Raw genomic sequence first — 22,793 nt, forward strand, 5'->3', positions numbered from 1 at the left:
GCCGGGACGTGCGATACCGGTGTCGGATCAGTGCGTCGGTGCCTGCGTCATCCAGCGACGCACCAGGCCCGGAACGATGTTGCCCGCCGCGCCTCGCAGCAGGGTGTAACCGGCGGGCCGACGCTCGACATCCAGTCCGCAGAGCACTTTCTCGGCGTGCCAGCGCGCTTTCTTGACCAGTGATGCGACCGGAAAGACCGTCAGCGAGGTGCCGACGACCAGTACCTTCGCGGCAGTGCGGATTTCGGCGACGGCCTGCGCCATGCGTTCGACCGGTTCGCCGAACCAGACGATGTCCGGCCGCAGCTGGCTGCCGTCCTCGCAGAGGTCGCCGAGGGCGATCGGTGCGGCGCCGATGTGCCTGCGCAATCCGCGAGGCGACGTGCCCCGCGCCCATGCCAGCTCGCCGTGCAGGTGAATCACGTTTTTCGAGCCGGCGCGCTCGTGCAGGTCGTCGATGTTCTGGGTGAGCACGACGACGTTGTAGCGCTGCTCCAGCTCGGCGAGTGCCACATGGGCAGGATTGGGCTGCGCCAGTGCGGCTGCAGCCCGGCGTTCGTTGTAGAAATCGAGCACCAGCTGCGGATTGCGGGCCCAGCCGGCAGGCGTTGCGACGTCGTGGATGGCGTGCTGGTGCCAGAGACCGCCGTTGTCGCGAAACGTCGGGATCCCGCTTTCGGCGCTGATGCCGGCACCGGAGAGGACGACGATCTTGTCGGGTTCGATCGGCGCCTTCATGCGACCTCGTCGAGCAAGCGCTTCACCAGTGCGGGCACGTGCGCGGTGGCGGTGCCCTGCAGCATCGTGTAGCCGGAGGGCACTTCGTCCAGTTCGAGCGCGCAGACCGCCTTTTCGGCATCCGCATGCGCGTACAGCGTGAGCGAGGCGGCGGGGTAGACTGTGAGCGAGGTGCCGACGACCAGCACCTTGCCGGCATCGACCATCTCTCCCTCGGCGAGGCCCATGGCCTCGACCGCCTCGCCGAACCAGACGATGTCGGGGCGCAGCTGCGTGCCGTCCTCGCACAGGTCGCCCATGCGGATCGGTGCGGCGCCGATGTGGCGACGCAGGCGACGCGGCGAGGTCCCGCGCGCCCACATCAGTTCGCCGTGCAGATGGATCACGTTCGTCGAGCCGGCGCGTTCGTGCAGGTCGTCGACGTTCTGGGTGATGATCACCACCTCGTATTTCGACTGCAGCTCTGCCAGCGCGCGATGCGCGGCGTTGGGCAGCGCCTGCGCCGCCAGCGCACGACGTTCGTTGTAGAACTCCAGTACCAGCTCCGGATGCGCGCGCCAGCCTTCGGGGCTGGCGAGCTGGCGCCAGTCCAGGTTGCGCCACAGCCCGTTGGCGTCGCGGAAGGTCGGCAGGCCGCTCTCGGCGCTGATGCCGGAGCCGGAGAGGATGACGATCTTGTTGGAATTGATCTTCATGTTCTTCGGTTAATGCCGAATTACCAGATTCTGACCAGGCCATCGAAGTGCCGTGCTGCATCGATAGCGTTCAAGATGTTGTTAATGCGAAAGGCCCAGTATCCTCCGACCTCGGTTTCGATGACGTGCTCGTAGAGCATGACCGCTTCTCGCCTCAGTTCATCCAGTTCGTCGCCTTCAAATTCAAACCAATATTCTTCTGCAAGCAATGGAAACAGCTTGAGTCCCATGGACTTCGCGAAATCGGAGCCATAGAACGTGTATCTCGTGCTTTCGAACCCTGCAAGGTCGGAAGGTAGCTCCAGACGCTCCAGGTCGTTGTTCGGCATTCTGATGTAGACGTCGACAGTCAGTGTCATCCGTTAGTATCACTTCATTGTCGGCATCACGAATTCCGCGTGATGCGTCTCCGGCCAGCGCGCGGTGATGGTCTTCAGACGCGTGTAGAAGCGCACGCCGTCCGGACCATGGACGTGCAGCGGGCCGAAGATCGAGCGCTTCCAGCCACCGAAGCTGTGGAAGGCCATGGGCACCGGGATCGGCACGTTCACGCCGACCATGCCGGCCTGCACGCGATGCGCGAATTCGCGTGCGGCGCCGCCGTCGCGGGTGAAGATCGCGGTGCCGTTGCCGTATTCGTGTGCGTTCACCAGGCGCAGCGCGGTGTCGAAGTCGGGCACGCGGACCACGCACAGCACCGGGCCGAAGATCTCCTCGCGGTAGATCGTCATCTCCGGGGTGACGCGGTCGAACAGGCAGCCGCCGAGGAAGAAGCCGGCGGCATGGCCCTCGACCGCGTGGCCGCGACCGTCCACGACCAGCGTCGCGCCTTCCGCAACGCCGGCATCGACATACCCGCGCACCTTGTCGCGATGCGCGCCGGTGACCAGCGGGCCCATTTCCGGATCAAGACAGCCGGGGCCGATCTTCAGCGCGGCGACCTTCGGCGCGAGCTTCGCGACCAGCGCATCAGCGGTGGCGTCGCCGACGCACACGGCCACGGAGATCGCCATGCAGCGTTCGCCGGCGGAGCCGTAGCCGGCGCCGAGCAGCGCCGAGACCGCGCCATCGAGATCGGCGTCGGGCAGCACGACCATGTGGTTCTTCGCGCCGCCCAGCGCCTGCACGCGCTTGCCGTTGGCGCTGCCGCGCGCATAGATGTACTCGGCGATCGGCGTGGAACCGACGAAGCTGATCGCCTGCACGCGCGGCTCGTCGAGCAGGGCATCGACCGCGACCTTGTCGCCGTGGACGACGTTGAACACGCCATCGGGCAGGCCGGCCTGCTTGAGCAGATCGGCCATGAAGTTCGCGGCCGACGGATCGCGCTCGGACGGCTTGAGCACGAAGGTGTTGCCGCAGGCGATGGCGACCGGGAACATCCACAGCGGCACCATCGCCGGGAAATTGAACGGTGTGATGCCGGCGACCACGCCCAGCGGCGCGTATTCGCTCCACGAATCGACGTCGCGACCGACGTTCATCGAGTGCTCGCCCTTCACCAGGTGCGGGATGCCGCAGGCGAACTCGACCACCTCCAGGCCGCGCGTGACTTCGCCGCGCGCATCGGATAGGACCTTGCCGTGTTCGGAGGTGATGATCGCCGCGAGATCGCCGGCGTGGCGTTCGAGCAGTTCCTTGAAGCGGAACATGACCCGTGCGCGATTCAGCGGCGTGGTCGCGGCCCAGCCGGGAAACGCGGCCTGCGCGGCATCGACCGCCGCGCGCACGTCATCGGCGGAGGCCAGTGCAACGCGTCTGGTGACCGCCCCGGTCGCGGGGTCGAAGACGTCGGCGTGGCGCGTCGAGGTTTCTGTGGCGTGACCGCCGATGAGGTGTGGGATTGTCTGCATGGATGCTCCAGCGCGGTGATCGGGAATGGCCACCAGTTCCGCCCTGCTGCATCGCGGTTCATGCGATGTCGCCACCGCGCCCTCGTCATCCGAAGGCGCGATGGGGAAATCCCGGGCGATGCAACGCCCGGGAACGGGTGGATCAACCCAGCGCCTGAGCCGCCGGCACGTACTCGTAGCCCAGGTCGTCGGCGACGGCCTTGTACGTGATCTTGCCGGCGTGGACGTTCAGGCCGTTCAGCAGGTGCTCGTCGTCCAGCATCGCCTTCTTCGGGCCCTTGTTCGCCAGCTGCACCGCGAAGGGCAGGGTGGCGTTGGTCAGGGCGAAGGTGGAGGTGCGGGCGACGCCGCCGGGCATGTTGGCGACGCAGTAGTGGATGATGCCGTCGACCTCGTAGGTCGGGTTCTGGTGGGTGGTGGCCTTGGAGGTCTCGAAGCAGCCGCCCTGGTCGATCGCGACGTCCACCAGCACCGAGCCCGGGCGCATCAGCTTGAGCTGGTCGCGCGAGACGAGCTTCGGCGCGGCGGCACCGGGGATCAGCACGGCGCCGATGACCAGGTCGGTCTCGGGCAGGCGCTCCTCGATGGCGTCGTGGGTCGAGTAGATCGTGGTCAGCTGGTGGCCGTAGAGCTCGTCGAGGTACTTCAGGCGGTCCAGCGAGCGGTCGAGGATGGTGACGTGGGCGTTCATGCCCATGGCCATGCGCGCGGCGTTGATGCCGACCACGCCGCCGCCGATCACCAGCACTTCCGCCGGCTTCACGCCCGGCACGCCACCGAGCAGCACGCCCGAACCGCCCTGGGCCTTCTCCAGCGCGTGCGCGCCGGCCTGGATCGACATGCGACCGGCGACTTCCGACATCGGCGCCAGCAGCGGCAGGCCGCCCTTGCGGTCGGTGACGGTTTCGTAGGCGATCGCGGTGCAGCCCGACTTCACGAGGCCGGCGGTCTGGTCCGGATCGGGGGCGAGATGCAGGTAGGTGTAGAGCAGCTGGCCTTCGCGCAGCATCGCGTATTCGACCGGCTGCGGCTCCTTCACCTTGATGATCATCTCGGCGCGGCGGAAGATTTCCTCCGCGGTGTCGACGATCTCCGCGCCGGCTTTCTCGTACATCTCGTTGGTGAGGCCGATGGCCTTGCCGCCGTCGCGCTGGACCATGACCTTGTGGCCATTGCGCGCCAGTTCGCGAGCGCCGGCCGGGGTCAGGCCGATGCGGTATTCGTGATTCTTGATTTCCTTGGGGACGCCGATCAGCATGGCTGAGTACCGAATAGAGTAGGGAAGAGGGACAACGTGAACGAGACGCCCGCGCGCCGGCCGCTTGCGGGCGCGCGCATTAGGCCGTTTCGGCGATCACATGCGCAAGTGTCCGGAAAATTCTATCGATATGCGCCTCGGTCAGGATCAGCGGCGGCGACAGCGCGATCACGTCGCCGGTGACCCGGATCAGCAGGTTCTCTTCGTGGAAGCAGCGGGTGAACACGTCGTAGGCGCGAGTGCCCGGCGCCCCGGGGCGCGGCGCCAGTTCGATCGCACCGATCAGGCCGATGTTGCGGATGTCGATCACGTTGGGCAGGTCGCGCAGGCCGTGGATGGCATCGGCCCAGCGCTCCTCCAGGGTGATCGCCTGCTCGAACAGCCCTTCCTCGGCATAGGTGTCCAGCGTGGCCAGGGCCGCGGCGCAGGCCAGGGGATGGCCCGAATAGGTGTAGCCGTGGAACAGCTCGATCATGTTGCCCGGGCCGTGCATGAAGGCGTCGTGGATGGCGTCGGACACGAACACCGCGCCCATCGGCACGCAGCCGTTGGTCAGGCCCTTGGCGGTGGTGATCATGTCCGGCATCACGTCGAAGCGCTGCGCGGCGAAGGCCTTGCCGACGCGGCCGAAGCCGGTGATCACTTCGTCGAAGATCAGCAGGATGCCGTGTTTGTCGCAGATCTCGCGCAGGCGCTTGAGATAGCCCTTTGGCGGCAGGACCACGCCGGCCGAGCCGGCGACGGGCTCGACGATGACGGCGGCGATGGTGCTGGCGTCGTGGAGCAGGACCAGGCGTTCCAGGTCGTCGGCCAGTTCGGCGCCGTGCTCGGGCAGGCCGCGGCTGAAGGCGTTGCGCTGCAGGTCGAGGGTGTGGCGCAGGTGGTCCACGCCCGGGAGCAGGCTGCCGAAGAACTTGCGGTTGTTGGGCAGGCCGCCGACCGAAATGCCGCCGAAGCCGACGCCGTGGTAGCCCTTTTCCCGGCCGATCAGGCGCGTGCGCTGGCCTTCGCCGCGGGCGCGGTGATAGGCGAGGGCGATCTTCAGCGCGGTGTCGACCGATTCCGAGCCGGAATTGGTGAAGAAGACGTGGTTGAGGTGGCCCGGCGCGATCGCCGAGAGACGCTCGGCCAGGGTGAAGGGCAGTGGGTGGCCCATCTGGAAGGTCGGGGCGAAGTCCAGGGTTGCGATCTGCTGCTGCACGGCCTGGACGATGCGCGGGCGGGCGTGGCCGGCGTTGCAGCACCACAGGCCGCCGGTGCCGTCGAGCACTTCCCGGCCGTCGACCGTGCGGTAGAACATGCCCGAGGCGCTGGCCATCAGGCGCGGCGCGGACTTGAACTGGCGGTTGGCCGAGAACGGCATCCAGAATGCGTCCAGGGCCTCCGGGGCGCGGGTCGCTTCGCGACTGTAGTGCGCGGTGTAATCCGGGTGGGTCTGCGGATCGTCGTGCATGCGGTCTCCGATGCGGTCGTCCGTGCCGGCGCCGCGCCCGCACGATGCCGCCAAGCTTAGCGCGTTGAAAAAACTTTACAACTGTCGCTCGATTGTGCACAAATGCTGCACGGCATTATCGATGTAAAGTATCTGCATCATCAGAGTCGCTGGGGTTCCATGGATATCGGTGCGCGTCTTCAGCTGGTCCGCAAGAGCAAGGGTTTGAGCCAGCGCGAGCTGGCCAAGCGCGTCGGGGTCACCAACAGCACGATCTCGCTGATCGAGCAGAACAAGGTCAGTCCGTCGGTCAGCTCGCTGAAGAAGGTGCTCGATGGCATTCCGATCTCGATGGCCGATTTCTTCACGATGGACATCGAGGCCGACCCGGCCGATACCCCGTTCTACACGGCAGAGGAACAGCCCGACGTCGGCAACAACGACATCCATTACTTCCTCGTCGGCCATCGCCGTCCGCAGCGGCAGATGTGCGTGCTGCGCGAGGTGATGCAGCCCGGCAGCGACACCGGCGAAGTGATGATCACCCACGAGGGCGAGGAGGGCGGCGTGGTGCTGTCCGGCCAGGTCGAGATCACCGTCGGCGACCAGGTCCGCGTGCTCGGCCCCGGCGAGGCCTACTACTTCGAATGCCGCATCCCGCATCGCTTCCGCAATGTCGGCGACACCGATGTGATGATCGTGAGCGCCAGCACCCCGCCGACTTTCTGACGCTTCGTCCCGGAGACTCCCCCTTGAACGCACCCCGCACCCTCGATGGCTGGCAGGCGCTCGCCGCCGGCCTGAGCTTCCGTACTCAGGCCTTCATCGACGGCCGCTTCGTCGACGCCGCCAGCGGCAGGACCTTCGACTGCATCAGCCCGATCGACGGCCGCGTGCTGGGCCGGGTGGCCGAGTGCGAAGGCGAGGACATCGAGCGCGCCGTCGCAGCGGCCCGGCGGAGTTTCGAGGCCGGACGCTGGGCGAACGCGAAGCCTGCGTATCGAAAGAAGATTCTCATCAGGTTCGCGCAACTCATTGAACAGCATGGCGATGAGTTGGCGCTACTCGAATCGCTGGACATGGGCAAGCCGGTGTCCGACGCCCGGGCCGTGGACGTCGCCGCGACCATCCGCTGCATGGCCTGGACCGGCGAGGCGCTGGACAAGGTCTACGGCGAAGTGGCCGCGACCGGTCCGGACGAGCTGGGCCTGATCACCCGTGAACCGCTGGGCGTGGTCGGCGCGATCGTGCCGTGGAATTTCCCGATGCTGATGGCGACCTGGAAGATCGCCCCGGCGCTGGCAACCGGCAATTCGGTGGTGCTCAAGCCGTCCGAGAAGTCGCCGCTGACTGCGATCCGCCTCGCCGAACTGGCGATGGAGGCGGGCATCCCCGCCGGCGTGCTGAACGTGGTGCCGGGCTTCGGCAAGGGCGCCGGCGAGCCGCTGGCCCTGCACATGGACGTCGACGGCCTCGTTTTCACCGGTTCGACCGCCGTCGGCAAGCACCTGCTGCAGTGCGCCGGGCGTTCGAACATGAAACGTGCCTACATGGAATGCGGCGGCAAGAGCCCGAACATCGTCTTCGCCGACGCGCCGGACCTGGCGCAGGCCGCGAAGGCCGCGGCGGGCGGCATCTTCTACAACCAGGGCGAGGTCTGCACCGCCGCATCGCGGCTGCTGGTCGAACGTTCGATCAAGGACGAGTTCGTCGCGGCCGTGGTCGAGGCCGGGCGCGCCATGCGTCCACGCCATCCGCTCGATCCCGGCGCGCCGATGGGCGCGATGGTCGATGAAAGCCAGACCGCACGCGTCCTCGACTACATCGCCAAGGGCCGCGCCGAGGGCGGGCGCGTGCTGCTCGGCGGCGAGCGTGCCGACGTAGTCGCGGGCGGCTGCTACATCGAGCCGACGGTGTTCGACGGCGTCGAGCACGGCCACACGATCGCCCGCGAGGAAATCTTCGGCCCGGTGCTGTCGGTGATCGCCTTCGACGACGAGTCCGACGCCCTCCGCATGGCCAACGACACCGAGTACGGCCTGGCGGCGGGCGTGTGGACCCGCGACATCGGCCGCGCGCATCGCGTCGCGCGCAAGCTCCGCGCCGGCAGCGTCTGGGTGAACTACTGGGACGGCGGCGACATGACCGCGCCCTTCGGCGGCTACAAGCAGTCCGGCAACGGCCGCGACAAGTCGCTGCACGCCTTCGAGAAGTACACCGAGGTCAAGGCGACCTGGATCAATCTCGCGACCTGAGATGTCTCCCTCCCCCGCGTGCGGGGGAGGGCCGGGGTGAGGGTGTTCCGAGGCGCGTCAGCGCGCCACTTCCTCGCGCAGCTCGTCCAGCGTGGTCTGCAGGTGCATGGTCAGCTTGGCTTCCACGGTCGCGGCGTCGCGCGCCAGCCAGGCGTTGAGGATGTCGCGGTGTTCGCGATCGGCGCGCTCGTTGCGGCCTGCCGGTTCGAGATGCTTGCGCACGTAGCGTTCGGCGACCAAGTGCAGGCGCTCGACCATGTGCGCGGTCTGCTTGCGCAGCGGGTTCTGCACCAGCGCCAGATGGAAGTTGCGGTTGTAGCGCACCGCGTTGACGGGGTCGTCGCGGAGCATCGCTTCCAGGCCGCTGAGCGCGGAGATCGCGGTGTCGCGGCGCGCATCATCGGCGACCAGGCAGGCGGCGCCGGCGGCTTCTGGTTCGAGTTTCAGGCGCAGACAGAACACGTCCTCCGCCTCTTCCGGGGTGAGCGCGGAGACGGTGAAGCCCCGGTTCGGATGCGAACTGAGCAGGCCCTGCTGTTCGAGGCGGGTCAGGGCTTCGCGCAGCGGGATCTTGCTGATGCCCAGTTCATCGGCCAAGGCGTCCTGGCGGATCGGCGTCATCGGCGCGAGCTCGGTGGAGAGGATGCGCTCGCGGATGATTTCGAAAGCCTGTTCGGACAGCGTCTTGGCGGCAATGACCATGGCGGTGGAGCTACCCCGGGTGTTGGTAAGTGGTGCGAAGTGAGGTGTAGAAGGCCCGGGCGGCCCGCCCCTGTTCCCGGGGGCCATGGCTGGAAGCGCCTTCGCCGCCGAATGGTGCGTGGTAGTCCACGCCTGCTGTCGGCAGGTTGACCATCAGCATACCCGCACGCGCCCCGCGTTTGAACGTTTCGGCATGCCGGAGCGAGGACGTGCACAAACCTGCGGAGAGCCCGTAACGGCTGTCGTTGAGCGTTTCAAGCGCATGTTCGAAGTCGCGCACGCGGAACAGCCCGGCCACCGGGCCGAAGATTTCCTCGCGCGCGATCAGGCTGCGATTGTCCAGATCGTCGAACAGCATCGGCGGAACGTGGCAATCGTCGTCCTGAGACAGCGTTCCGCCGATGGCCAGCGCCGCGCCTTCGGCACGCACCGCATCGACCTGCGCGGTGACGCGCTGTTTCTGGCGCGGATTGGCCAGCGGGCCGATGTCGGTGGCCGCATCGCGCGGGTCGCCGATGCGCAGCGTCTGCAGTTTCTGGCGGACGGCGCCGATGAAGCGCCCGGCGACGGCGTCCTCGACGATGATCCGCGACGTCGCGGTGCAGCGCTGGCCGGCGGCGAAGTAGGCGCCATTGACCGCGCAGTCGACGGCGATGTCGAGGTTGGCGTCGGCCAGCACGATCAGGCCGTTCACGCCGCCCATTTCCAGCTGCAGACGGCCGTTGCGCGCGGAGACCGTCTGGCGCACGCGGGCGCCGGTGGCTTCCGAGCCGGTGAACGACACCGCCTCGATGCCCTCGTGCGCGGTGATCGCCGTACCCGCCGTGCCGGCACCGAGCACCATGTTGACGCTGCCCGCAGGCAGGCCTGCCGCAGCGATGTGGCGCATCAGTCGCGCTGCCGTAGCGGAGGACACTTCCGATGGCTTCCACACCACCGCGTTGCCGAAGGCCAGCGCAGGGGCGATCTTCCAGACCGGGATCGCGATCGGGAAATTCCAGGGCGTGATCAGGCCGACCGTGCCCACCGGCACGTGCATGACTTCGACCATCGCGCCGTTGCGCGTGGACTCGTAGCGTTCGCCGACGATGCGCAGCGCCTCGCCTGCGAAGAAATCGAAGATCCGCGCGGCGCGCATCGTCTCCATCCGCGCATCGCGCAGGGTCTTTCCGGTCTCGCGGGCGATGAGCATCGCCATCGGTTCGAGATCGATGACGAGCGCGCGTGCGATACGGGCGAGTGCGTCGGCACGGGCCTCGATGCCGCCGCCCGTCAATGTGCGCTGCGCCGCACGCGCGGCCGCGACGGCCGTGTCGACATCATCGGCGCTGCCCTCGGGCAGTTGCACGCTCAGGTCGTCGGGCGCATGCGGGTTGCGCTGTTCGAGCGCGACGGAGGCGTCGACATCGCGACCGGCGATGTGGTGGGCGAGGGTGAGGACTTCGGTCATGGCGTTGTCGCTGGAAAAATGAGGGGAAGGGATCAGACCACCACGAACCCGGCCGGGAAGGGCTCGTCGTCGTCGATCCAGAGGCGGTTGAAGCCGGTGGCGTAGGCACTGCCTTCGATCGAGGGCACGATCGCCGGGAATTCTCCCAGCGTCGTGGCGGTTTCGACGCGGCCGATGAAGCGGCTGCGGATGTAGCTTTCGTGCACGTAGCTGTCGCCGACCGACAGCCGGCCGCGCGCCGCGAGCTGCGCCATCCGTGCCGAGGTCCCGGTGCCGCAGGGACTGCGGTCGATCGCGCGTTCGCCGTAGAACACGGCATTGCGACCATCGGCATCGGGTGCCGACGGCGCGTCTGCCCAGAGCACGTGGCTGACGCCGCGAATCGTCGGGTCGATCGGATGCACCGGTTCGACCATGTCGCGGACGAGGCTGCGGATCGTGCGGCTGAGTTCGATGAGGCGCGCAGCGCCGAGCGCGTCCAGGCCGGTGTAGGCGCCCTGCGGTTCGACGATGGCGTAGTAGTTGCCGCCGTAGGCGACGTCGAGGGTGAGCGGGCCGAAGCCCGGGACCTCGATCGCGAGGTCCCGGATCGCCAGGTAGCTCGGCACGTTGCGGATCTTCACGGAATGGACGCGGCCGGCGTCCATCGCGTAATCGATCCGCAGCGTGCCGGCCGGGACTTCGACGACCAGCTGGCCCGGGGTCTTCGGCACGATGTGACCGTATTCGAGGCCGAAGGTCAACAGACCGATCGTGCCGTGGCCGCACATCGGCAGGCAGCCGCTGGTTTCGATGAACAGGATGCCGACATCGGCCTCCGGCGACTGAGGCGGGTAGAAGAACCCGCCGGACATCATGTCGTGACCGCGCGGCTCGAACATCAGGCCGGTGCGGATCCAGTCGCATGTCGCCAGGAATTCCTGCCGCCGCTCGCTCATGCTGCCGTCGCGCAGGGCGGGCCTGCCTTCGACGACCAGGCGCACCGGATTGCCTGCGGTATGGCCGTCGATGCATTCGAAGATATGACGGCGCTGTTGTCCGAGGGCGATATCGCGGACAGCGGTGCTTGCGGCAGCGATCTGGTCGTCCATGCGTGATCTCCGGTTACAGGCCGAGTGATGGCCGCGCGGCGTCCGCCGCTTCGACCAGTCGGATCACTTCGGCACGACGCGCGCCCTGCAGCGGCATGCGCGGCATGCGCACGCGCTCGGAGCCGCGACCCATCACTGCTTCGGCGAGCTTGATCGACTGCACGAGATCGTGTTCGGCGTCGAGGTGTAGCAGCGGCATGAACCAGCGGTAGATCTTCAGCGCCGTGGCGAGGTCATTGCGCTGCACCGCGTCCCAGAGCGCGATCGACTCGCGCGGGAACACGTTGGTCAGGCCCGACACCCAGCCGCGTGCGCCGAGCACCAGGCCTTCCAGCGCCACGTCGTCCAGCCCGGCGAACAGCACGTAGCGGTCGCCGCACATGTTGTAGAGATCGGTGAAGCGGCGCGGATCGGGCGCGCTTTCCTTCACGGCGACGATGTTCGGCACGTCGGCGAGGTTCGCCAGCGTGCGCGCGCCGATGCTGACCCGGTAGGCCGGCGGATTGTTGTAGAGCATGACCGGCAGCGAGGTGCTGGCGGCGACGGCGCGGAAATGCGCTTCCAGTTCGTGTTCGGCCGGGACGTAGACCATCGCCGGCAGCACCATCAGCCCGGTCGCGCCGGCCTGCTCGGCGGCTGCGGCGAAGGCGCAGGCGCGCGGCGTGGTCAGTTCGGAAACGCCCGCAATGACCGGAATGCGCCCGCCGGCGGCTTCGGCGGCCGACGCGATCACCGCGAGCTTCTCCTCGCGCTCCAGCGAATTGTTCTCGCCCACGGTGCCGATGACGATCATCCCGTGGACCCCGTCGCGGACCAGCGCGTCCTGGACTTGGCGAGTCGCCGGGATGTCCACCGCCAGCGATGCGTCGAACTGGGTGGTGGCGGCAGGAATGACGCCGTGCCAGGGGCAGGGAAGCACTTGCATGTCGATCTCCGAAAGTATGTATATCGTATACTAAATGACATTCAGGCTTCGGGGCAATGGCATGGCGGCACTGGCGAACCGGCAGGATGGGGCCGACGGGCGTGTGGTTGTCATCGGTGGCGGCGTGGTCGGACTGGCCTGCGCCCTGCGGCTGCGCCTGGCCGGCGTTGACTGTCTTGTGATCGATCCGATGCACGACGGCCAGGCTGCCTCCTGGGGCAACGCCGGGCACATCGCGATCGAGCAGGTCGCGCCGCTGGCTTCATGGGCCACGTTGCGCTCGCTGCCGCGACGCTGGTTCGGTCGCGGCGGGCCCGTGGACGTGCCGCGTCCATGGTCGATCGCGCCATGGCTGTGGCAGTTTCTGCGCGCCTGTTCGCCGCGCCGCCACGCCGCCGGCCAGCAGGCGCTGCGTGGTCTGCTCGCCGACGCGGTACCGGCGTGGCGGCGACTGCTGCAGGACATCGGTCGCCCGGGACTGCTGCGCGAGGAGGGGCATTGGGTGGTATGGGAGAGCGCCGACAGCGAACGGCGCGGTCTGGCCGCCTGGCTCGATGGCGATATCGGCGAGGCCCGCGCGACCCCGCTGGCGGACAGGGCCCTGGCCATGTTGCAGGCCCGATTGGATCTACCGCTGCGCGCCGGCCTCTGCTTCGAGGGCAGCGCCCAGGTCTCGGATACGGGCAAGCTGATGCGGGCCCTGCGCGAGGCTTTGCTCGACCGGGGCGGGCAGTGGCTGCGCGCGGGCGTCGCCGGACTGGCGCATGCCGACGGGCGGGCCGGGATCGTGCTCGATGATAGTCGTCGGATCGATGCCGATCGCATCCTGATCGCTGCCGGTCCCGGTTCGCGATCGCTGATGGCGGATCTTGGCGAGCACGCGCCGCTGATCGAGGAGCGCGGCTACCACCTGCAGTGGCGCAACCACGACTGGCCGGACCTGCCGCCGCTGGTGTTCGAGGACCGTTCGGTGATCCTGACGCGCTTCGACGGGGGACTGCGGCTTGCCGGCTTCGTGGAGTTCGTGCCGCCCGGTTTGCCGCCGGACGTGCGCAAGTGGCAACGCCTGCGTGCGCATGCGGTCGCACTGGGCCTGCCGGTGCGCGGCGAGCCCGAGGCCTGGTGTGGCGCGCGGCCGACGCTGCCGGACTACCTGCCCGCGATCGGCCGCAGCCGGACCGCGGGCAATGTCTGCTATGCCTTCGGCCACCAGCACCTCGGCCTGACCCTCGCCGCCGTGACGGCCGATCGGGTCCTGACGCTGCTCGACGATCCTGAGGGTGCATCGGCCGTTGCGCCGTTCGACCTGCAGCGTTTCGCCGACTGAGTCGCGGATGGCGCTATCCTTGCGCCCATGTCGCCGCTCGCCGTGCTGCTCCGCTTCATGCTCTGCCTCGCGCTGATCCTCAACGGATCGGTGCCGGCGGTGCATGCCGCGATGATCGCGGCGCCCGCGCATGCGGTCCCGGCCATGGACCACGTACCTGCCATGGCGGTGGACGTGGCGGACGACGCGGAGGCCGGTGGCTGCCACGATGCGGCGCCGGCCGACCATGCGCCACCGAGCCAGTCGCCTGCGCCAGCCGACGACGGCGATTGCTGCGACGACCATGGCGATTGCCGCAGCAGCTGTGCCCAGCACTGTGCCGTGTCGATCCCCGGCGTCCCGCGCCTGCACCTGACCCTCGCGCCCGCTGCGGGCCCGCTGCCGATCACGGTGGCCACGCAGCCCGATCCGCACCTGCGCGACCGCATCCGACCTCCCATCGCCTGATTCCGGCAAACGCCACGACCACCGCGTCGAACGATTGACGCGTCATCGTCTATTGCTCCGGAGTCAACCATGTCCTTCGATCCATCCGGCCCCGGGCCGGGTCTGTCGCGCCGCCGCTTCGTGCAAGGGCTGGCGCTCGGTGGCGTCGCCACCGGCCTCGGCCTGCACGCCCGCCCGCTGTGGGCGCTGAAATCCCCCGGGCAGCCCGAAATCCTGTCCGGCACCGAATTCGACCTCGTCATCGGCGAAACGCCGGTCAACATCACCGGCCGCACCCGTCCCGGCGTCACCGTCAACGGCATGCTGCCGGCGCCGGTGCTGCGCTGGCGCGAGGGCGACACCGTCAACGTCCGCGTCACCAACGCGCTGCCGCGCGGCTCCGTCCACGGCACCGACACCTCGATCCACTGGCACGGCATCCTGCTGCCGGCCGACATGGACGGCGTGCCGGGCATGAGCTTCGACGGCATCGCGCCTGGCGAGACCTGGCACTACCGTTTCACCCTGCGCCAGGGCGGCACCTACTGGTACCACAGCCATTCCGGCTTCCAGGAACAGGCCGGCCTGTACGGCGCGATGATCGTCGATCCCGCCGAACCCGAGCCCTTCGCCTGCGACCGCGATTACGTGGTGATCCTGTCCGACTGGACCGACATGGCGCCGGCCGCACTGTTCCGTCGCCTGAAGAAGATGGCGATGCACGACAACACCTACCAGCGCACCGTCACCGACTTCCTGCGCGATGCGAAGCGCGACGGCCTGAAGGCCACGCTCGCGGATCGTCGTGCCTGGGGCACGATGCGGATGACGCCGACCGACCTGTCGGACGTCAATGCGCATACCTACACCTACCTGATGAATGGCACGACCTCGCTGGGCAACTGGACGGGGCTTTTCCGCAGCGGCGAGAAGATCCGACTGCGCTTCATCAACGCGGCGGCGATGACCTATTTCGACGTGCGCATCCCGGGCCTGAAGCTGCGCGTGGTCGCGGCGGACGGCCAGTACGTGCATCCGGTCAGCGTCGACGAATTCCGCATCGCGCCGGCCGAGACCTACGACATCATCGTCGAGCCGAGCGGGCAGGACGCCTTCACCGTCTTCGCCCAGGACATGGGGCGCACTGGCTATGTCAGCGGCACGCTGGCGGTGCGCGAAGGCTTGCGTGCGCCGGTGCCGGATATCGATCCGCGCCCGCTGCTGACCATGGCCGACATGGGGCACGGAGGCATGGACCATTCCGCGCACGGTAGCGAGCAGGGCAGTGCGCCGGCATCGAAACTGATGGAAGGCGGCTGCGGCGCGCACATGGGCCACGGTGGCATGAACCATGGCAGCACGAACCACGCCGGCATGGACCACGGCAGCAGCGGCATGCAGTCGCATCCGGAGAGCGAGCGCGGCAATCCGCTGGTCGACATGCAGACGATGATGCCGGTGCCCAAGCTCGACGATCCCGGCATCGGCCTGCGCGACAACGGCCGCGACGTGTTGCGCTACGCGATGCTGCGCAGCCTGTTCGAGGATCCCGACGGTCGCGAGCCGGGGCGCACGGTCGAACTGCACCTGACCGGGCACATGGAGAAGTTCGCCTGGAGCTTCGACGGCATGAAGTTCGACGATGCCGAGCCGCTGCGCCTGAACTACGGCGAGCGCATGCGCATCACCCTGGTCAACGACACGATGATGACGCATCCGATCCACCTGCACGGCCTGTGGAGCGATCTCGAAGACGAGCAGGGCGAATTCCTGGTGCGCAAGCACACCGTCGACATGCCGCCGGGCAGCAAACGCAGCTATCGCGTGCGTGCCGATGCGCTGGGCCGCTGGGCCTACCACTGCCACCTGCTGTACCACATGGAGTCGGGCATGATGCGCGAAGTGCGGGTGGTCGAATGAAGCGCATGACCGCACGTACGACGACACGTCCGTTCACAAGGCTCAGCGCGCTCGCACTGGCGCTGCTGGCGTTCGTGCCGCTGCATGGCGTGCATGCGCAGTCGCATGGTGGGCATGACGAGCATGGTCACGCGCACCAGCACCAGGAAAACCCGCCTGCGAAGCCCGAGTCGCCGCCGAAGGCGCCTGCGACAGACGTCGATCACTCGAAGATGGATCATTCGGGCATGGATCATTCGACGATGGATCACTCGGGCATTGATCACTCGAAGCATGCATCGCCCGATGCCTCGCAGCCGAAGACGCCGATTCCGCCGATCACCGACGCCGATCGTGCCGCTGCGAACCGGCCTCTCCGTCACACGATGTCGCACGGCAGCAGCCTCCATCGCTTCTACCGCGTCGACCGCCTCGAAGCCTGGGACGCCGACCACGGCACCGGCTTGCATTGGGAAGCGGAGGCCTGGATCGGTACCGATACCGATCGCCTCTGGATACGCAGTGCTGGCGAGCGCGAGGCGGGCGAGACCCATGCGGCGGATCTCGAACTGCTCTACGGCCGCAGTATTTCGGCCTGGTGGGACGTGGTGGCGGGCGTGCGCCACGACTTCAAGCCGGGCGACAGCCGCAGTTTCGCCGCAGTCGGCGTGATGGGGCTGGCACCGCAGAAGTTCGAGGTCGAAGCCACGTTCTATGCAGGCGAAGGCGGGCAGACCGCGCTGGTCCTCGAAGCCGAGCGCGAACTGCTGCTGACCAATCGCCTGATCCTGCAACCCTCGATCGAGGTGGAACTCCACGGACGTACCAAAGTCGAACGCGGCATCGGCAGCGGTCTGGGCGGGATCGAAGCCGGGTTGCGGTTGCGCTACGAAATCACCCGCCGCTTCGCGCCCTACGTCGGCATCGTCCACGAACGCAGTGTCGGCAGGACCGCCGACCTGCAGCGCGAGGAAGGCGAGGGCACCGAAGAGACACGGGCGGTGATCGGCATGCGCGTCTGGTTCTGACGCGCGCGCAGTCAACCACCATCGCCAGGGAACACACATTCATGAGGACACGACCGATGAAAACCACCACGACCCTGCTGGCGCTTGCCGGCCTGCTGCCCCTGCTGGCGATGGCGCAGGCGGCGCCGCAGAAACCCGTCGCGCCTGCGAAGGTGCCGACGTCCGCCGCCGCGGCATCGCCCGCCCGCGCACCCGCGAAGCCCGGCGGCCTGATCGCCGCCCTGCCGACGATGGTGGTCTACAAGACCCCGACCTGCGGCTGCTGCAAGGTCTGGGTCAAGCACATGGAGCAGGCGGGCTTCAAGGTGCAGACCCGCGATCTCGCCGACCTCGGTGCGGTGAAGGCGCGTCTCGGCGTGCCCTACGGCAAGGGGTCCTGCCACACGGCGGAAGTCGGCGGCTATTTCGTCGAGGGCCACGTGCCCGCCGCAGACGTGAAGCGCATGCTCGCGGAGAAGCCGGCAGCGCGTGGACTGACCGTACCCGGCATGCCGCTGGGTTCGCCTGGCATGGAAGTGCCCGACGGCACGGTGGAAGCCTATGCCGTGGAACTGGTGGGCCGCGACGGCAAGACCCGCGTCTTCAGCCGACACGGCAAGTAAGCAGAGATCGAGATGCCTGAATGACCGGCCGGGCGTGAAGCCCTGCCGGTCGGATCACGTCGTCGATGTGGTGATCCTGTGGCGCGGCAGTGCGAGCGAAATCAGCGCTGCCGCTGCGACGAAGGCCGCGGAGATCATCAGGCAGGCGCCGATGCCCGCAGCCTGGAAGACCCAGCCCGACAGCACCGTGCCGATCAGCCGGCCGAGTGCGTTGGCCATGTAGTAGAAGCCGACGTCGAGCGAGACGCCGTCTTCGCTCGCGTAGCTGACGATCAGATAGCTGTGCAGCGAGGAATTGATCGCGAACAGCACGCCGAACACGACCAGCCCCGCGATCAGTACCGTCTGCGCGTCGTACCCGCGCGCCAGCAGCAGCGCCATCGCCGCAGGCACGACGGTCAGGCCGATCGCCCACAGGCAGGCGACCCGGCCATCCGGCGTGCGACCGCTGCGACGCCCGGTGAAATACGGCGCCAGCGACTGCACGAGGCCGTAGCCGATGATCCACGCGGCCATGAAGCCGCCGATCCGCCAGAAATCCCACCCCAGCGAGGTCGACAGGAAGACGGGCAGGGCGACGACGAACCACACGTCGCGTGCGCCGAACAGGAACAGGCGCGCTGCCGAGAGCAGGTTGATCGCGCGGCTCTTGGAGAGGATCTCGCGGAACTTCGGCTTGGCCTGGGCCTTGCCGAGATCGCGCTTGAGCAGGACTAGGCTCGCCAGCCAGACGAGAAGCAGCGCGCCGGCCATGATCGCCACCGCCTGCGTGAAGCCCACCGCCGTGAGCAGGGCGCCGCCGAGGAAGAAACCGATGCCCTTGAGCGCGTTCTTCGAGCCGGTGAGCGCCGCGACCCAGCGGAACAGCGTGCCTTGCCGATCGCCGGGCACGAGCAGCTTGATGCTGCTCTTGGCACTCATCTTGTTGAGATCCTTGGCCATGCCCGACAGTGCCTGCGCCGACATCACCCAGGGCACGGTCAGCCACGCGGCGGGCACGATGAGCATCGACAGCGCGACGACCTGCATCGCAAGGCCGATGTTCATCGTCCGGTTGAGCCCGATCCGTGCGCCCAGCCAGCCGCCGATCAGGTTGGTGACGACGCCGAAGATCTCGTAGAACAGGAACAGCAGCGCCACCTGCAGCGGGCTGTAGCCCAGTGCGTGGAAATGCAGCACCACCAGCATGCGCAGCGCGCCGTCGGTCAGGGTGAAGGCCCAGTAGTTGCCGGTGATCAGCAGGTACTGGCGGACATCGGACGACAGGCGCGACTGCATGCTCATCGTCCGGCCTCAGCCCGCCTTCCCGACGTAGCGCACCAGCTCGGCGGTGCGGTTCACGTAGCCCCACTCGTTGTCGTACCAGGCATAGATCTTCACCTGCGTGCCGTTGACCACCATCGTCGACAGCGCGTCGACGATGCTCGATCGCGGATCGGTGCGGTAGTCCATCGACACCAGCGGACGCGTCTCGTAGCCGAGGATGCCGGCGAGCGGGCCTTCGGCGGCGGCGCGCAGCAACGCATTGACTTCATCGACGCTGGTCGCACGCTCGACCTCGAACACGCAGTCGGTCAGCGACGCATTGGTCAGCGGCACGCGCACGGCGTGGCCGTCGAGGCGGCCCTTCAGTTCGGGAAAGATCTCCGCGATCGCGGTCGCCGAACCGGTGGAGGTCGGGATCAGGCTGCTGCCGCAGGCACGGGCCCGGCGCAGGTCCTTGTGCGGCGCATCGACGATCACCTGGGTGTTGGTCAGGCTGTGGATCGTGGTCAGGCTGCCGTGGCGGATGCCGATGCCTTCGTGGATCACCTTCACCACCGGTGCCAGGCAGTTGGTGGTGCACGACGCGGCCGAGACGATCCGGTGCTGCGCAGGATCGAAGCGGGTGTGGTTCACGCCCATCACGATGTCGAGCGTGCCGGCCGACTTCACCGGCGCCGTCACCACCACGCGCTTCACGCCCTGGTCCAGATACGGCTGCAGCACGTCGGGCTTGCGGAACTTGCCGGAGGCTTCGATGACGACATCGCATGCCGACCAGTCGGTGGTGGGGATGTCCTTGTTGCGCGTCACCGGGATGCGCACGCCGTCGATCACGATGGCGTCGCCGTCCGTGCCGACATCGCGGTTCCAGCGGCCGTGCACGGAATCGAACATCAGCAGGTGCGCCAGCGTGGCGGGATCGCCTGCGGGGTCGTTGATGTGGACGAAGGACAGTTCGGGATCGCCCCATGCGGTGCGCAGGGTGAGCCGTCCCATGCGGCCGAAGCCGTTGATGCCGACACGAAGGGTCATGGACGTGGTCTTGTGGAGGGCAGGGAAGAGAGGTGTAGGGTGCCGGGGGCAGGGCGTCGATGTGCAGGTGGCATGCGGGTCACGCGCAGCGGTCCGCGCCTGCACATGCGTCCGCCGGGGCGCACACGGGCAGGCAGGCATTGGCCTGGCCGCCGCAGCAGTTGTGGGTGAGGAAGGCGATCAGCTCGGTCATCCGGCCGAAGTCCGCCCGATAGCAGATGAAGCGGCCACGCGGTTCGCCCTGGATCAGGCCCACCGACGCCAGCTCCTTCAGGTGAAAGGAGAGCGTGGCGCCGGGCAACGACAGGGCATCGGCGATGTCGCCGGCCATCCGGCCTTCGGGACCGGCTTCCACCAGCAGGCGGAACACGGACAGCCGGGTGGTCTGTCCGAGGGCCGCCAGCGCGAGGGTTGCGTCTTTGATTTCCATATTTCCAGAATAATCAAACATGGATACCCTAACAATCCTTCATGACAGCCAGGTGACGCATGACCGACTCCATCGATGGCTGCGCGCCAGGCCTTGCTTCCGCGCGTTCCGCCGGCCGCGATGGCCTGGCATGGCTCGCCAGCGAACGCCTCAACGCCGAGTGTTTCTGCATGGGCCTGGACCGCGAAGCCCTGCGTGCGGCCATCCACGCCCGGGCCGGCGAAGACGGACTCCCCGCCTTGCTGGAGGAACGCTGCCCGTACGTCTTCGCGTCGCGACCGGTGTTCGTGTCTCCGGCGCAGCGCGCGCGGATGTCCGCGCTCGTCGAGGCGATCGAGTCGGTCGTTGCGCTGCCGGCCTACCGGGAGATGGCGCTGGCCCGTGCGCCTGCCATCGCGCGGCATCGGCCGGGGGCGCGCGGCGTCTTCTTCGGCTACGACTTCCACGTCACGGCGACGGCACTCGGCCTCATCGAGATCAACACGAATGCTGGTGGCGCCATGCTCAACGCCCTGCTGGCCCGGGCGCAGCGCGCCTGTTGCCCGCCGATCGAGCAGCTCTTCCCGCTGATGGCGACCGCCGACGCCTTCGAGGCGCGGATCGCCGAGATGTTCCGCAACGAATGGGCGCTTGCCGGGCGGACGCAGCCGCTGCGCACCATCGCCATCGTCGACGAACAGCCGCAGTCGCAGTACCTGTATCCCGAATTCCTGCTGTTCCGGCGGTTGTTCGAGGCGAACGGCTGGACGACCGTGATCGCCGATCCCGCTGAGCTGAGCCTGCGCGACGGCCGCCTGCATTGCGGCGAGCAGCCGATCGATTTGGTCTACAACCGCTTGACGGATTTCTACCTGGAAGCGGAGGCCAGCGCGGCCTTGCGCGAAGCCTGGCTGCAGGACGTGGCCGTGATCACGCCGCACCCGCATGCCCATGCGCTGTACGCCGACAAGCGCAACCTCGCGGTGCTGTCCGACCCGCTGCAGCTGACAGCACTGGGTGTACCGGCTGATGCGCAGGCGGCGCTGCTGGCTGGCATCCCCAGAACCGAGATCGTCGACCCCGCGAACGCCGAGCGGCTCTGGGCCGAGCGCAAGCGGCTGTTCTTCAAACCGTTCGCGGGCTACGGCAGCCGGGCCACCTACCGGGGCGACAAGATCACCCGGCGCGTCTGGCAGGAGATCCTCACAGGCGGCTACATCGCCCAGGCGCTGGTCGCGCCCGGCGAGCGTGCGCTGTCCACAGGCGAAACACCGCAGGCCCTCAAGTTCGACCTGCGCAGCTATGTCTACGAGGGCCAGTCGCAATGGCTGGCCGCGCGGCTCTACCAGGGCCAGACCACGAACTTCCGGACCCCCGGCGGCGGCTTCGCGCCGGTATACGAGGTCACCGATGGCTGCATGGACGCGATGATCCCCATGTCGCCACCGCCTCCGGCCGCTTGACGCGCCCGAGGTCGGTTTCAGTCGATCGCCATTCCCCTGCGCAGTGAGCAGCGTGGCCGCTGATCCACGCGCAAGACCTGGCGGAACCGGGCTCGCGGCCGGTCGCCTCCGGCCATCGATTGCATCAGGTCCAGTCCCGCGCCACAGCGGTTCATGATTCTTGGCCGTCATGCACCGGCGCGGAGTCGTGCCGGAGTTTTTCATTCATATGGAACGCATTGTCCTGAATATGCTCATGCCGAATGTGCGGTCCATGGGTCAATCCCACGTGGCAGTACGGGGCGGTGCTGGAGATCGTGGTCAGGATCAGACTGGACAGGGCCAGACCGGACGCGCCGATCCGGATGGCGCGATCCGGATCGGCCAGCCTGGATGAAGCCGCAGGGAGGATGTCTGGCCGGACAACGTGTAACGGCGTCGCCATAATCCGCGGCTTTGTTAACTTTGCGTTTCATTAATCCGCCCCGGTTGGTAAAAAAAATGGCGCGGCAGATTCGAATTTAATGCGGATTTTCTCTGCGGATGCATTTGTCAAGGGATTTTCCCTTGAGTATGCGAACAGCATTCGATTGAATCCGAGGACGGATCGGGCTTTTCATGAAATGCTGTTCGCTGTAGAGTCGTACTGCTTCGATACGTGCCAAGGCCTCCATCAGGTTCATGGGTATACGCGGGTTCGAAGACGTGGTGTTCCGGATGGTATGCACGTCCGGAACGGGGGCACGAATCATCGGTGCATGGTGCGCCGTGATCTGGAAGTCGGTAGGTCTAAGGATGTATATGGGAAGACGGTCGTCTGCTGGTTATGGAATACCCGAGGAAATGAGGTGCGACATCCCCGTCGCTGATCCGCCTGCCCCTCTTCTCGCATCGACACTCGACAAGCGATTCCCTCGCGGCGAGATCTGCGCCCTGCATCGACTCCCGATGCATAAGGCCTGC

The 22,793-nt window shown here is 67.4% G+C and carries 22 protein-coding genes; 8 read left to right on the forward strand and 14 right to left on the reverse strand.

From position 1 onward, the window contains the following. Positions 1 to 27 precede the first annotated feature (27 nt). The 6 genes from ACFQ0E_RS15575 to ACFQ0E_RS15600 all read right to left on the reverse strand — a co-directional run bounded on the left by ACFQ0E_RS15575 (position 28) and on the right by ACFQ0E_RS15600 (position 5,997). The gene (locus ACFQ0E_RS15575) at positions 28 to 738 is read right to left on the reverse strand and encodes an SIR2 family NAD-dependent protein deacylase (RefSeq protein WP_386825347.1); all 711 of its coding nucleotides are present in this window, start codon (positions 736 to 738) and stop codon (positions 28 to 30) included. Beyond that, positions 735 to 1,433, reverse strand: a complete 699-nt coding sequence (locus ACFQ0E_RS15580; protein WP_386825349.1) for an SIR2 family NAD-dependent protein deacylase — start codon at positions 1,431 to 1,433, stop codon at positions 735 to 737. Before ACFQ0E_RS15580 ends, ACFQ0E_RS15575 begins: the two co-directional genes overlap by 4 nt. A 20-nt stretch (positions 1,434 to 1,453) precedes the next feature. Continuing rightward, positions 1,454 to 1,762, reverse strand: coding sequence for a hypothetical protein (locus ACFQ0E_RS15585; RefSeq protein ID WP_386825351.1), 309 nt, complete (start codon positions 1,760 to 1,762; stop codon positions 1,454 to 1,456). Positions 1,763 to 1,801: 39 nt separating this feature from the next. Further along, complete coding sequence (locus ACFQ0E_RS15590) at positions 1,802 to 3,286, reverse strand: CoA-acylating methylmalonate-semialdehyde dehydrogenase (RefSeq protein WP_386825353.1); 1,485 nt, start codon at positions 3,284 to 3,286, stop codon at positions 1,802 to 1,804. A gap of 142 nt (positions 3,287 to 3,428) precedes the next feature. After that, positions 3,429 to 4,544 carry an alanine dehydrogenase gene (gene ald, locus ACFQ0E_RS15595; protein ID WP_386825355.1) on the reverse strand — a complete coding sequence of 372 codons (1,116 nt, stop codon included), beginning with the start codon at positions 4,542 to 4,544 and terminating at the stop codon, positions 3,429 to 3,431. 79 nt (positions 4,545 to 4,623) lie between these two features. Beyond that, positions 4,624 to 5,997, reverse strand: coding sequence for an aspartate aminotransferase family protein (locus ACFQ0E_RS15600; RefSeq protein WP_386825357.1), 1,374 nt, complete (start codon positions 5,995 to 5,997; stop codon positions 4,624 to 4,626). 159 nt (positions 5,998 to 6,156) lie between these two features. Here ACFQ0E_RS15600 and ACFQ0E_RS15605 point away from each other — a divergent pair, with 159 nt between their 5' ends. Further along, positions 6,157 to 6,705 carry a cupin domain-containing protein gene (locus ACFQ0E_RS15605; protein WP_386825359.1) on the forward strand — a complete coding sequence of 183 codons (549 nt, stop codon included), beginning with the start codon at positions 6,157 to 6,159 and terminating at the stop codon, positions 6,703 to 6,705. Positions 6,706 to 6,728: 23 nt separating this feature from the next. After that, positions 6,729 to 8,231 (forward strand): aldehyde dehydrogenase, encoded by a 1,503-nt coding sequence (locus ACFQ0E_RS15610; protein WP_386825361.1) that lies wholly within the window; start codon positions 6,729 to 6,731, stop codon positions 8,229 to 8,231. Between the two features lie 57 nt (positions 8,232 to 8,288). Here ACFQ0E_RS15610 and ACFQ0E_RS15615 read toward each other — a convergent pair whose 3' ends face one another. The 4 genes from ACFQ0E_RS15615 to ACFQ0E_RS15630 are packed head-to-tail and all read right to left on the reverse strand — an operon-like array spanning position 8,289 to position 12,399. Continuing rightward, on the reverse strand, positions 8,289 to 8,933 hold the full coding sequence (locus tag ACFQ0E_RS15615) for a GntR family transcriptional regulator (protein ID WP_386825362.1): 645 nt from the start codon (positions 8,931 to 8,933) through the stop codon (positions 8,289 to 8,291). Positions 8,934 to 8,943: 10 nt separating this feature from the next. Continuing rightward, positions 8,944 to 10,383: an aldehyde dehydrogenase family protein gene (locus ACFQ0E_RS15620; RefSeq protein WP_386825364.1), complete on the reverse strand. Its 1,440-nt coding sequence runs from the start codon at positions 10,381 to 10,383 to the stop codon at positions 8,944 to 8,946. Positions 10,384 to 10,415: 32 nt separating this feature from the next. Next, the gene (locus ACFQ0E_RS15625; protein WP_386825366.1) at positions 10,416 to 11,474 is read right to left on the reverse strand and encodes a 4-hydroxyproline epimerase; all 1,059 of its coding nucleotides are present in this window, start codon (positions 11,472 to 11,474) and stop codon (positions 10,416 to 10,418) included. Between the two features lie 13 nt (positions 11,475 to 11,487). After that, a complete protein-coding gene (locus ACFQ0E_RS15630) occupies positions 11,488 to 12,399 on the reverse strand; it encodes a dihydrodipicolinate synthase family protein (RefSeq protein WP_386825368.1) in 912 nt (303 codons plus the stop codon). A gap of 61 nt (positions 12,400 to 12,460) precedes the next feature. Here ACFQ0E_RS15630 and ACFQ0E_RS15635 point away from each other — a divergent pair, with 61 nt between their 5' ends. The 5 genes from ACFQ0E_RS15635 (at position 12,461) to ACFQ0E_RS15655 (ending at position 17,681) form a co-directional block, all read left to right on the forward strand. Further along, a complete protein-coding gene (locus ACFQ0E_RS15635) occupies positions 12,461 to 13,726 on the forward strand; it encodes an NAD(P)/FAD-dependent oxidoreductase (RefSeq protein WP_386825369.1) in 1,266 nt (421 codons plus the stop codon). A gap of 27 nt (positions 13,727 to 13,753) precedes the next feature. After that, positions 13,754 to 14,173 (forward strand): CopL family metal-binding regulatory protein, encoded by a 420-nt coding sequence (locus ACFQ0E_RS15640; protein WP_386825371.1) that lies wholly within the window; start codon positions 13,754 to 13,756, stop codon positions 14,171 to 14,173. A gap of 69 nt (positions 14,174 to 14,242) precedes the next feature. Next, positions 14,243 to 16,072, forward strand: coding sequence for a copper resistance system multicopper oxidase (locus ACFQ0E_RS15645; RefSeq protein WP_386825373.1), 1,830 nt, complete (start codon positions 14,243 to 14,245; stop codon positions 16,070 to 16,072). 5 nt (positions 16,073 to 16,077) lie between these two features. After that, entirely contained in the window at positions 16,078 to 17,079 is a 1,002-nt protein-coding gene (locus ACFQ0E_RS15650; RefSeq protein WP_386825375.1) for a copper resistance protein B, read from the forward strand. Between the two features lie 56 nt (positions 17,080 to 17,135). Next, positions 17,136 to 17,681 (forward strand): DUF411 domain-containing protein, encoded by a 546-nt coding sequence (locus ACFQ0E_RS15655; protein ID WP_386825377.1) that lies wholly within the window; start codon positions 17,136 to 17,138, stop codon positions 17,679 to 17,681. Positions 17,682 to 17,735: 54 nt separating this feature from the next. Here the strand turns inward: ACFQ0E_RS15655 and arsJ are convergent, their stop codons facing one another. The 3 genes from arsJ to ACFQ0E_RS15670 all read right to left on the reverse strand — a co-directional run bounded on the left by arsJ (position 17,736) and on the right by ACFQ0E_RS15670 (position 20,409). After that, positions 17,736 to 18,965 (reverse strand): organoarsenical effux MFS transporter ArsJ, encoded by a 1,230-nt coding sequence (gene arsJ / locus ACFQ0E_RS15660; RefSeq protein ID WP_386825379.1) that lies wholly within the window; start codon positions 18,963 to 18,965, stop codon positions 17,736 to 17,738. A gap of 9 nt (positions 18,966 to 18,974) precedes the next feature. After that, positions 18,975 to 19,979 carry an ArsJ-associated glyceraldehyde-3-phosphate dehydrogenase gene (locus ACFQ0E_RS15665; RefSeq protein WP_386825381.1) on the reverse strand — a complete coding sequence of 335 codons (1,005 nt, stop codon included), beginning with the start codon at positions 19,977 to 19,979 and terminating at the stop codon, positions 18,975 to 18,977. 79 nt (positions 19,980 to 20,058) lie between these two features. Beyond that, a complete protein-coding gene (locus tag ACFQ0E_RS15670) occupies positions 20,059 to 20,409 on the reverse strand; it encodes an ArsR/SmtB family transcription factor (protein WP_386825383.1) in 351 nt (116 codons plus the stop codon). Positions 20,410 to 20,468: 59 nt separating this feature from the next. On the opposite strand from ACFQ0E_RS15670, the gene ACFQ0E_RS15675 reads away from it, so the two are divergent. Then, the gene (locus tag ACFQ0E_RS15675) at positions 20,469 to 21,851 is read left to right on the forward strand and encodes a hypothetical protein (protein WP_386825385.1); all 1,383 of its coding nucleotides are present in this window, start codon (positions 20,469 to 20,471) and stop codon (positions 21,849 to 21,851) included. 151 nt (positions 21,852 to 22,002) lie between these two features. Here ACFQ0E_RS15675 and ACFQ0E_RS15680 read toward each other — a convergent pair whose 3' ends face one another. Next, positions 22,003 to 22,275, reverse strand: coding sequence for a hypothetical protein (locus ACFQ0E_RS15680; RefSeq protein ID WP_386825387.1), 273 nt, complete (start codon positions 22,273 to 22,275; stop codon positions 22,003 to 22,005). Between the last annotated feature and the right edge of the window lie 518 nt (positions 22,276 to 22,793).

This window comes from Lysobacter brunescens, from assembly GCF_042677005.1.
In the GTDB taxonomy this organism is placed as follows: Bacteria; Pseudomonadota; Gammaproteobacteria; order Xanthomonadales; family Xanthomonadaceae; genus Lysobacter_I; species Lysobacter_I brunescens.

Excerpts from the sequence above, each read along its gene's own strand:
- ald (WP_386825355.1), bottom strand. The coding sequence starts at position 4,544 with ATGCTGATCGGCGTCCCCAAGGAAATCAAGAATCACGAATACCGCATC.
- ACFQ0E_RS15675 (WP_386825385.1), top strand. The coding sequence starts at position 20,469 with ATGACCGACTCCATCGATGGCTGCGCGCCAGGCCTTGCTTCCGCGCGT.
- ACFQ0E_RS15600 (WP_386825357.1), bottom strand. The coding sequence starts at position 5,997 with ATGCACGACGATCCGCAGACCCACCCGGATTACACCGCGCACTACAGT.
- ACFQ0E_RS15670 (WP_386825383.1), bottom strand. The coding sequence starts at position 20,409 with ATGGAAATCAAAGACGCAACCCTCGCGCTGGCGGCCCTCGGACAGACC.
- arsJ (WP_386825379.1), bottom strand. The coding sequence starts at position 18,965 with ATGAGCATGCAGTCGCGCCTGTCGTCCGATGTCCGCCAGTACCTGCTG.
- ACFQ0E_RS15645 (WP_386825373.1), top strand. The coding sequence starts at position 14,243 with ATGTCCTTCGATCCATCCGGCCCCGGGCCGGGTCTGTCGCGCCGCCGC.
- ACFQ0E_RS15580 (WP_386825349.1), bottom strand. The coding sequence starts at position 1,433 with ATGAAGATCAATTCCAACAAGATCGTCATCCTCTCCGGCTCCGGCATC.
- ACFQ0E_RS15625 (WP_386825366.1), bottom strand. The coding sequence starts at position 11,474 with ATGGACGACCAGATCGCTGCCGCAAGCACCGCTGTCCGCGATATCGCC.
- ACFQ0E_RS15605 (WP_386825359.1), top strand. The coding sequence starts at position 6,157 with ATGGATATCGGTGCGCGTCTTCAGCTGGTCCGCAAGAGCAAGGGTTTG.
- ACFQ0E_RS15615 (WP_386825362.1), bottom strand. The coding sequence starts at position 8,933 with ATGGTCATTGCCGCCAAGACGCTGTCCGAACAGGCTTTCGAAATCATC.
- ACFQ0E_RS15640 (WP_386825371.1), top strand. The coding sequence starts at position 13,754 with ATGTCGCCGCTCGCCGTGCTGCTCCGCTTCATGCTCTGCCTCGCGCTG.
- ACFQ0E_RS15665 (WP_386825381.1), bottom strand. The coding sequence starts at position 19,979 with ATGACCCTTCGTGTCGGCATCAACGGCTTCGGCCGCATGGGACGGCTC.
- ACFQ0E_RS15655 (WP_386825377.1), top strand. The coding sequence starts at position 17,136 with ATGAAAACCACCACGACCCTGCTGGCGCTTGCCGGCCTGCTGCCCCTG.
- ACFQ0E_RS15590 (WP_386825353.1), bottom strand. The coding sequence starts at position 3,286 with ATGCAGACAATCCCACACCTCATCGGCGGTCACGCCACAGAAACCTCG.
- ACFQ0E_RS15650 (WP_386825375.1), top strand. The coding sequence starts at position 16,078 with ATGACCGCACGTACGACGACACGTCCGTTCACAAGGCTCAGCGCGCTC.
- ACFQ0E_RS15620 (WP_386825364.1), bottom strand. The coding sequence starts at position 10,383 with ATGACCGAAGTCCTCACCCTCGCCCACCACATCGCCGGTCGCGATGTC.
- ACFQ0E_RS15680 (WP_386825387.1), bottom strand. The coding sequence starts at position 22,275 with ATGGCGACGCCGTTACACGTTGTCCGGCCAGACATCCTCCCTGCGGCT.
- ACFQ0E_RS15575 (WP_386825347.1), bottom strand. The coding sequence starts at position 738 with ATGAAGGCGCCGATCGAACCCGACAAGATCGTCGTCCTCTCCGGTGCC.
- ACFQ0E_RS15630 (WP_386825368.1), bottom strand. The coding sequence starts at position 12,399 with ATGCAAGTGCTTCCCTGCCCCTGGCACGGCGTCATTCCTGCCGCCACC.
- ACFQ0E_RS15635 (WP_386825369.1), top strand. The coding sequence starts at position 12,461 with ATGGCGGCACTGGCGAACCGGCAGGATGGGGCCGACGGGCGTGTGGTT.
- ACFQ0E_RS15585 (WP_386825351.1), bottom strand. The coding sequence starts at position 1,762 with ATGCCGAACAACGACCTGGAGCGTCTGGAGCTACCTTCCGACCTTGCA.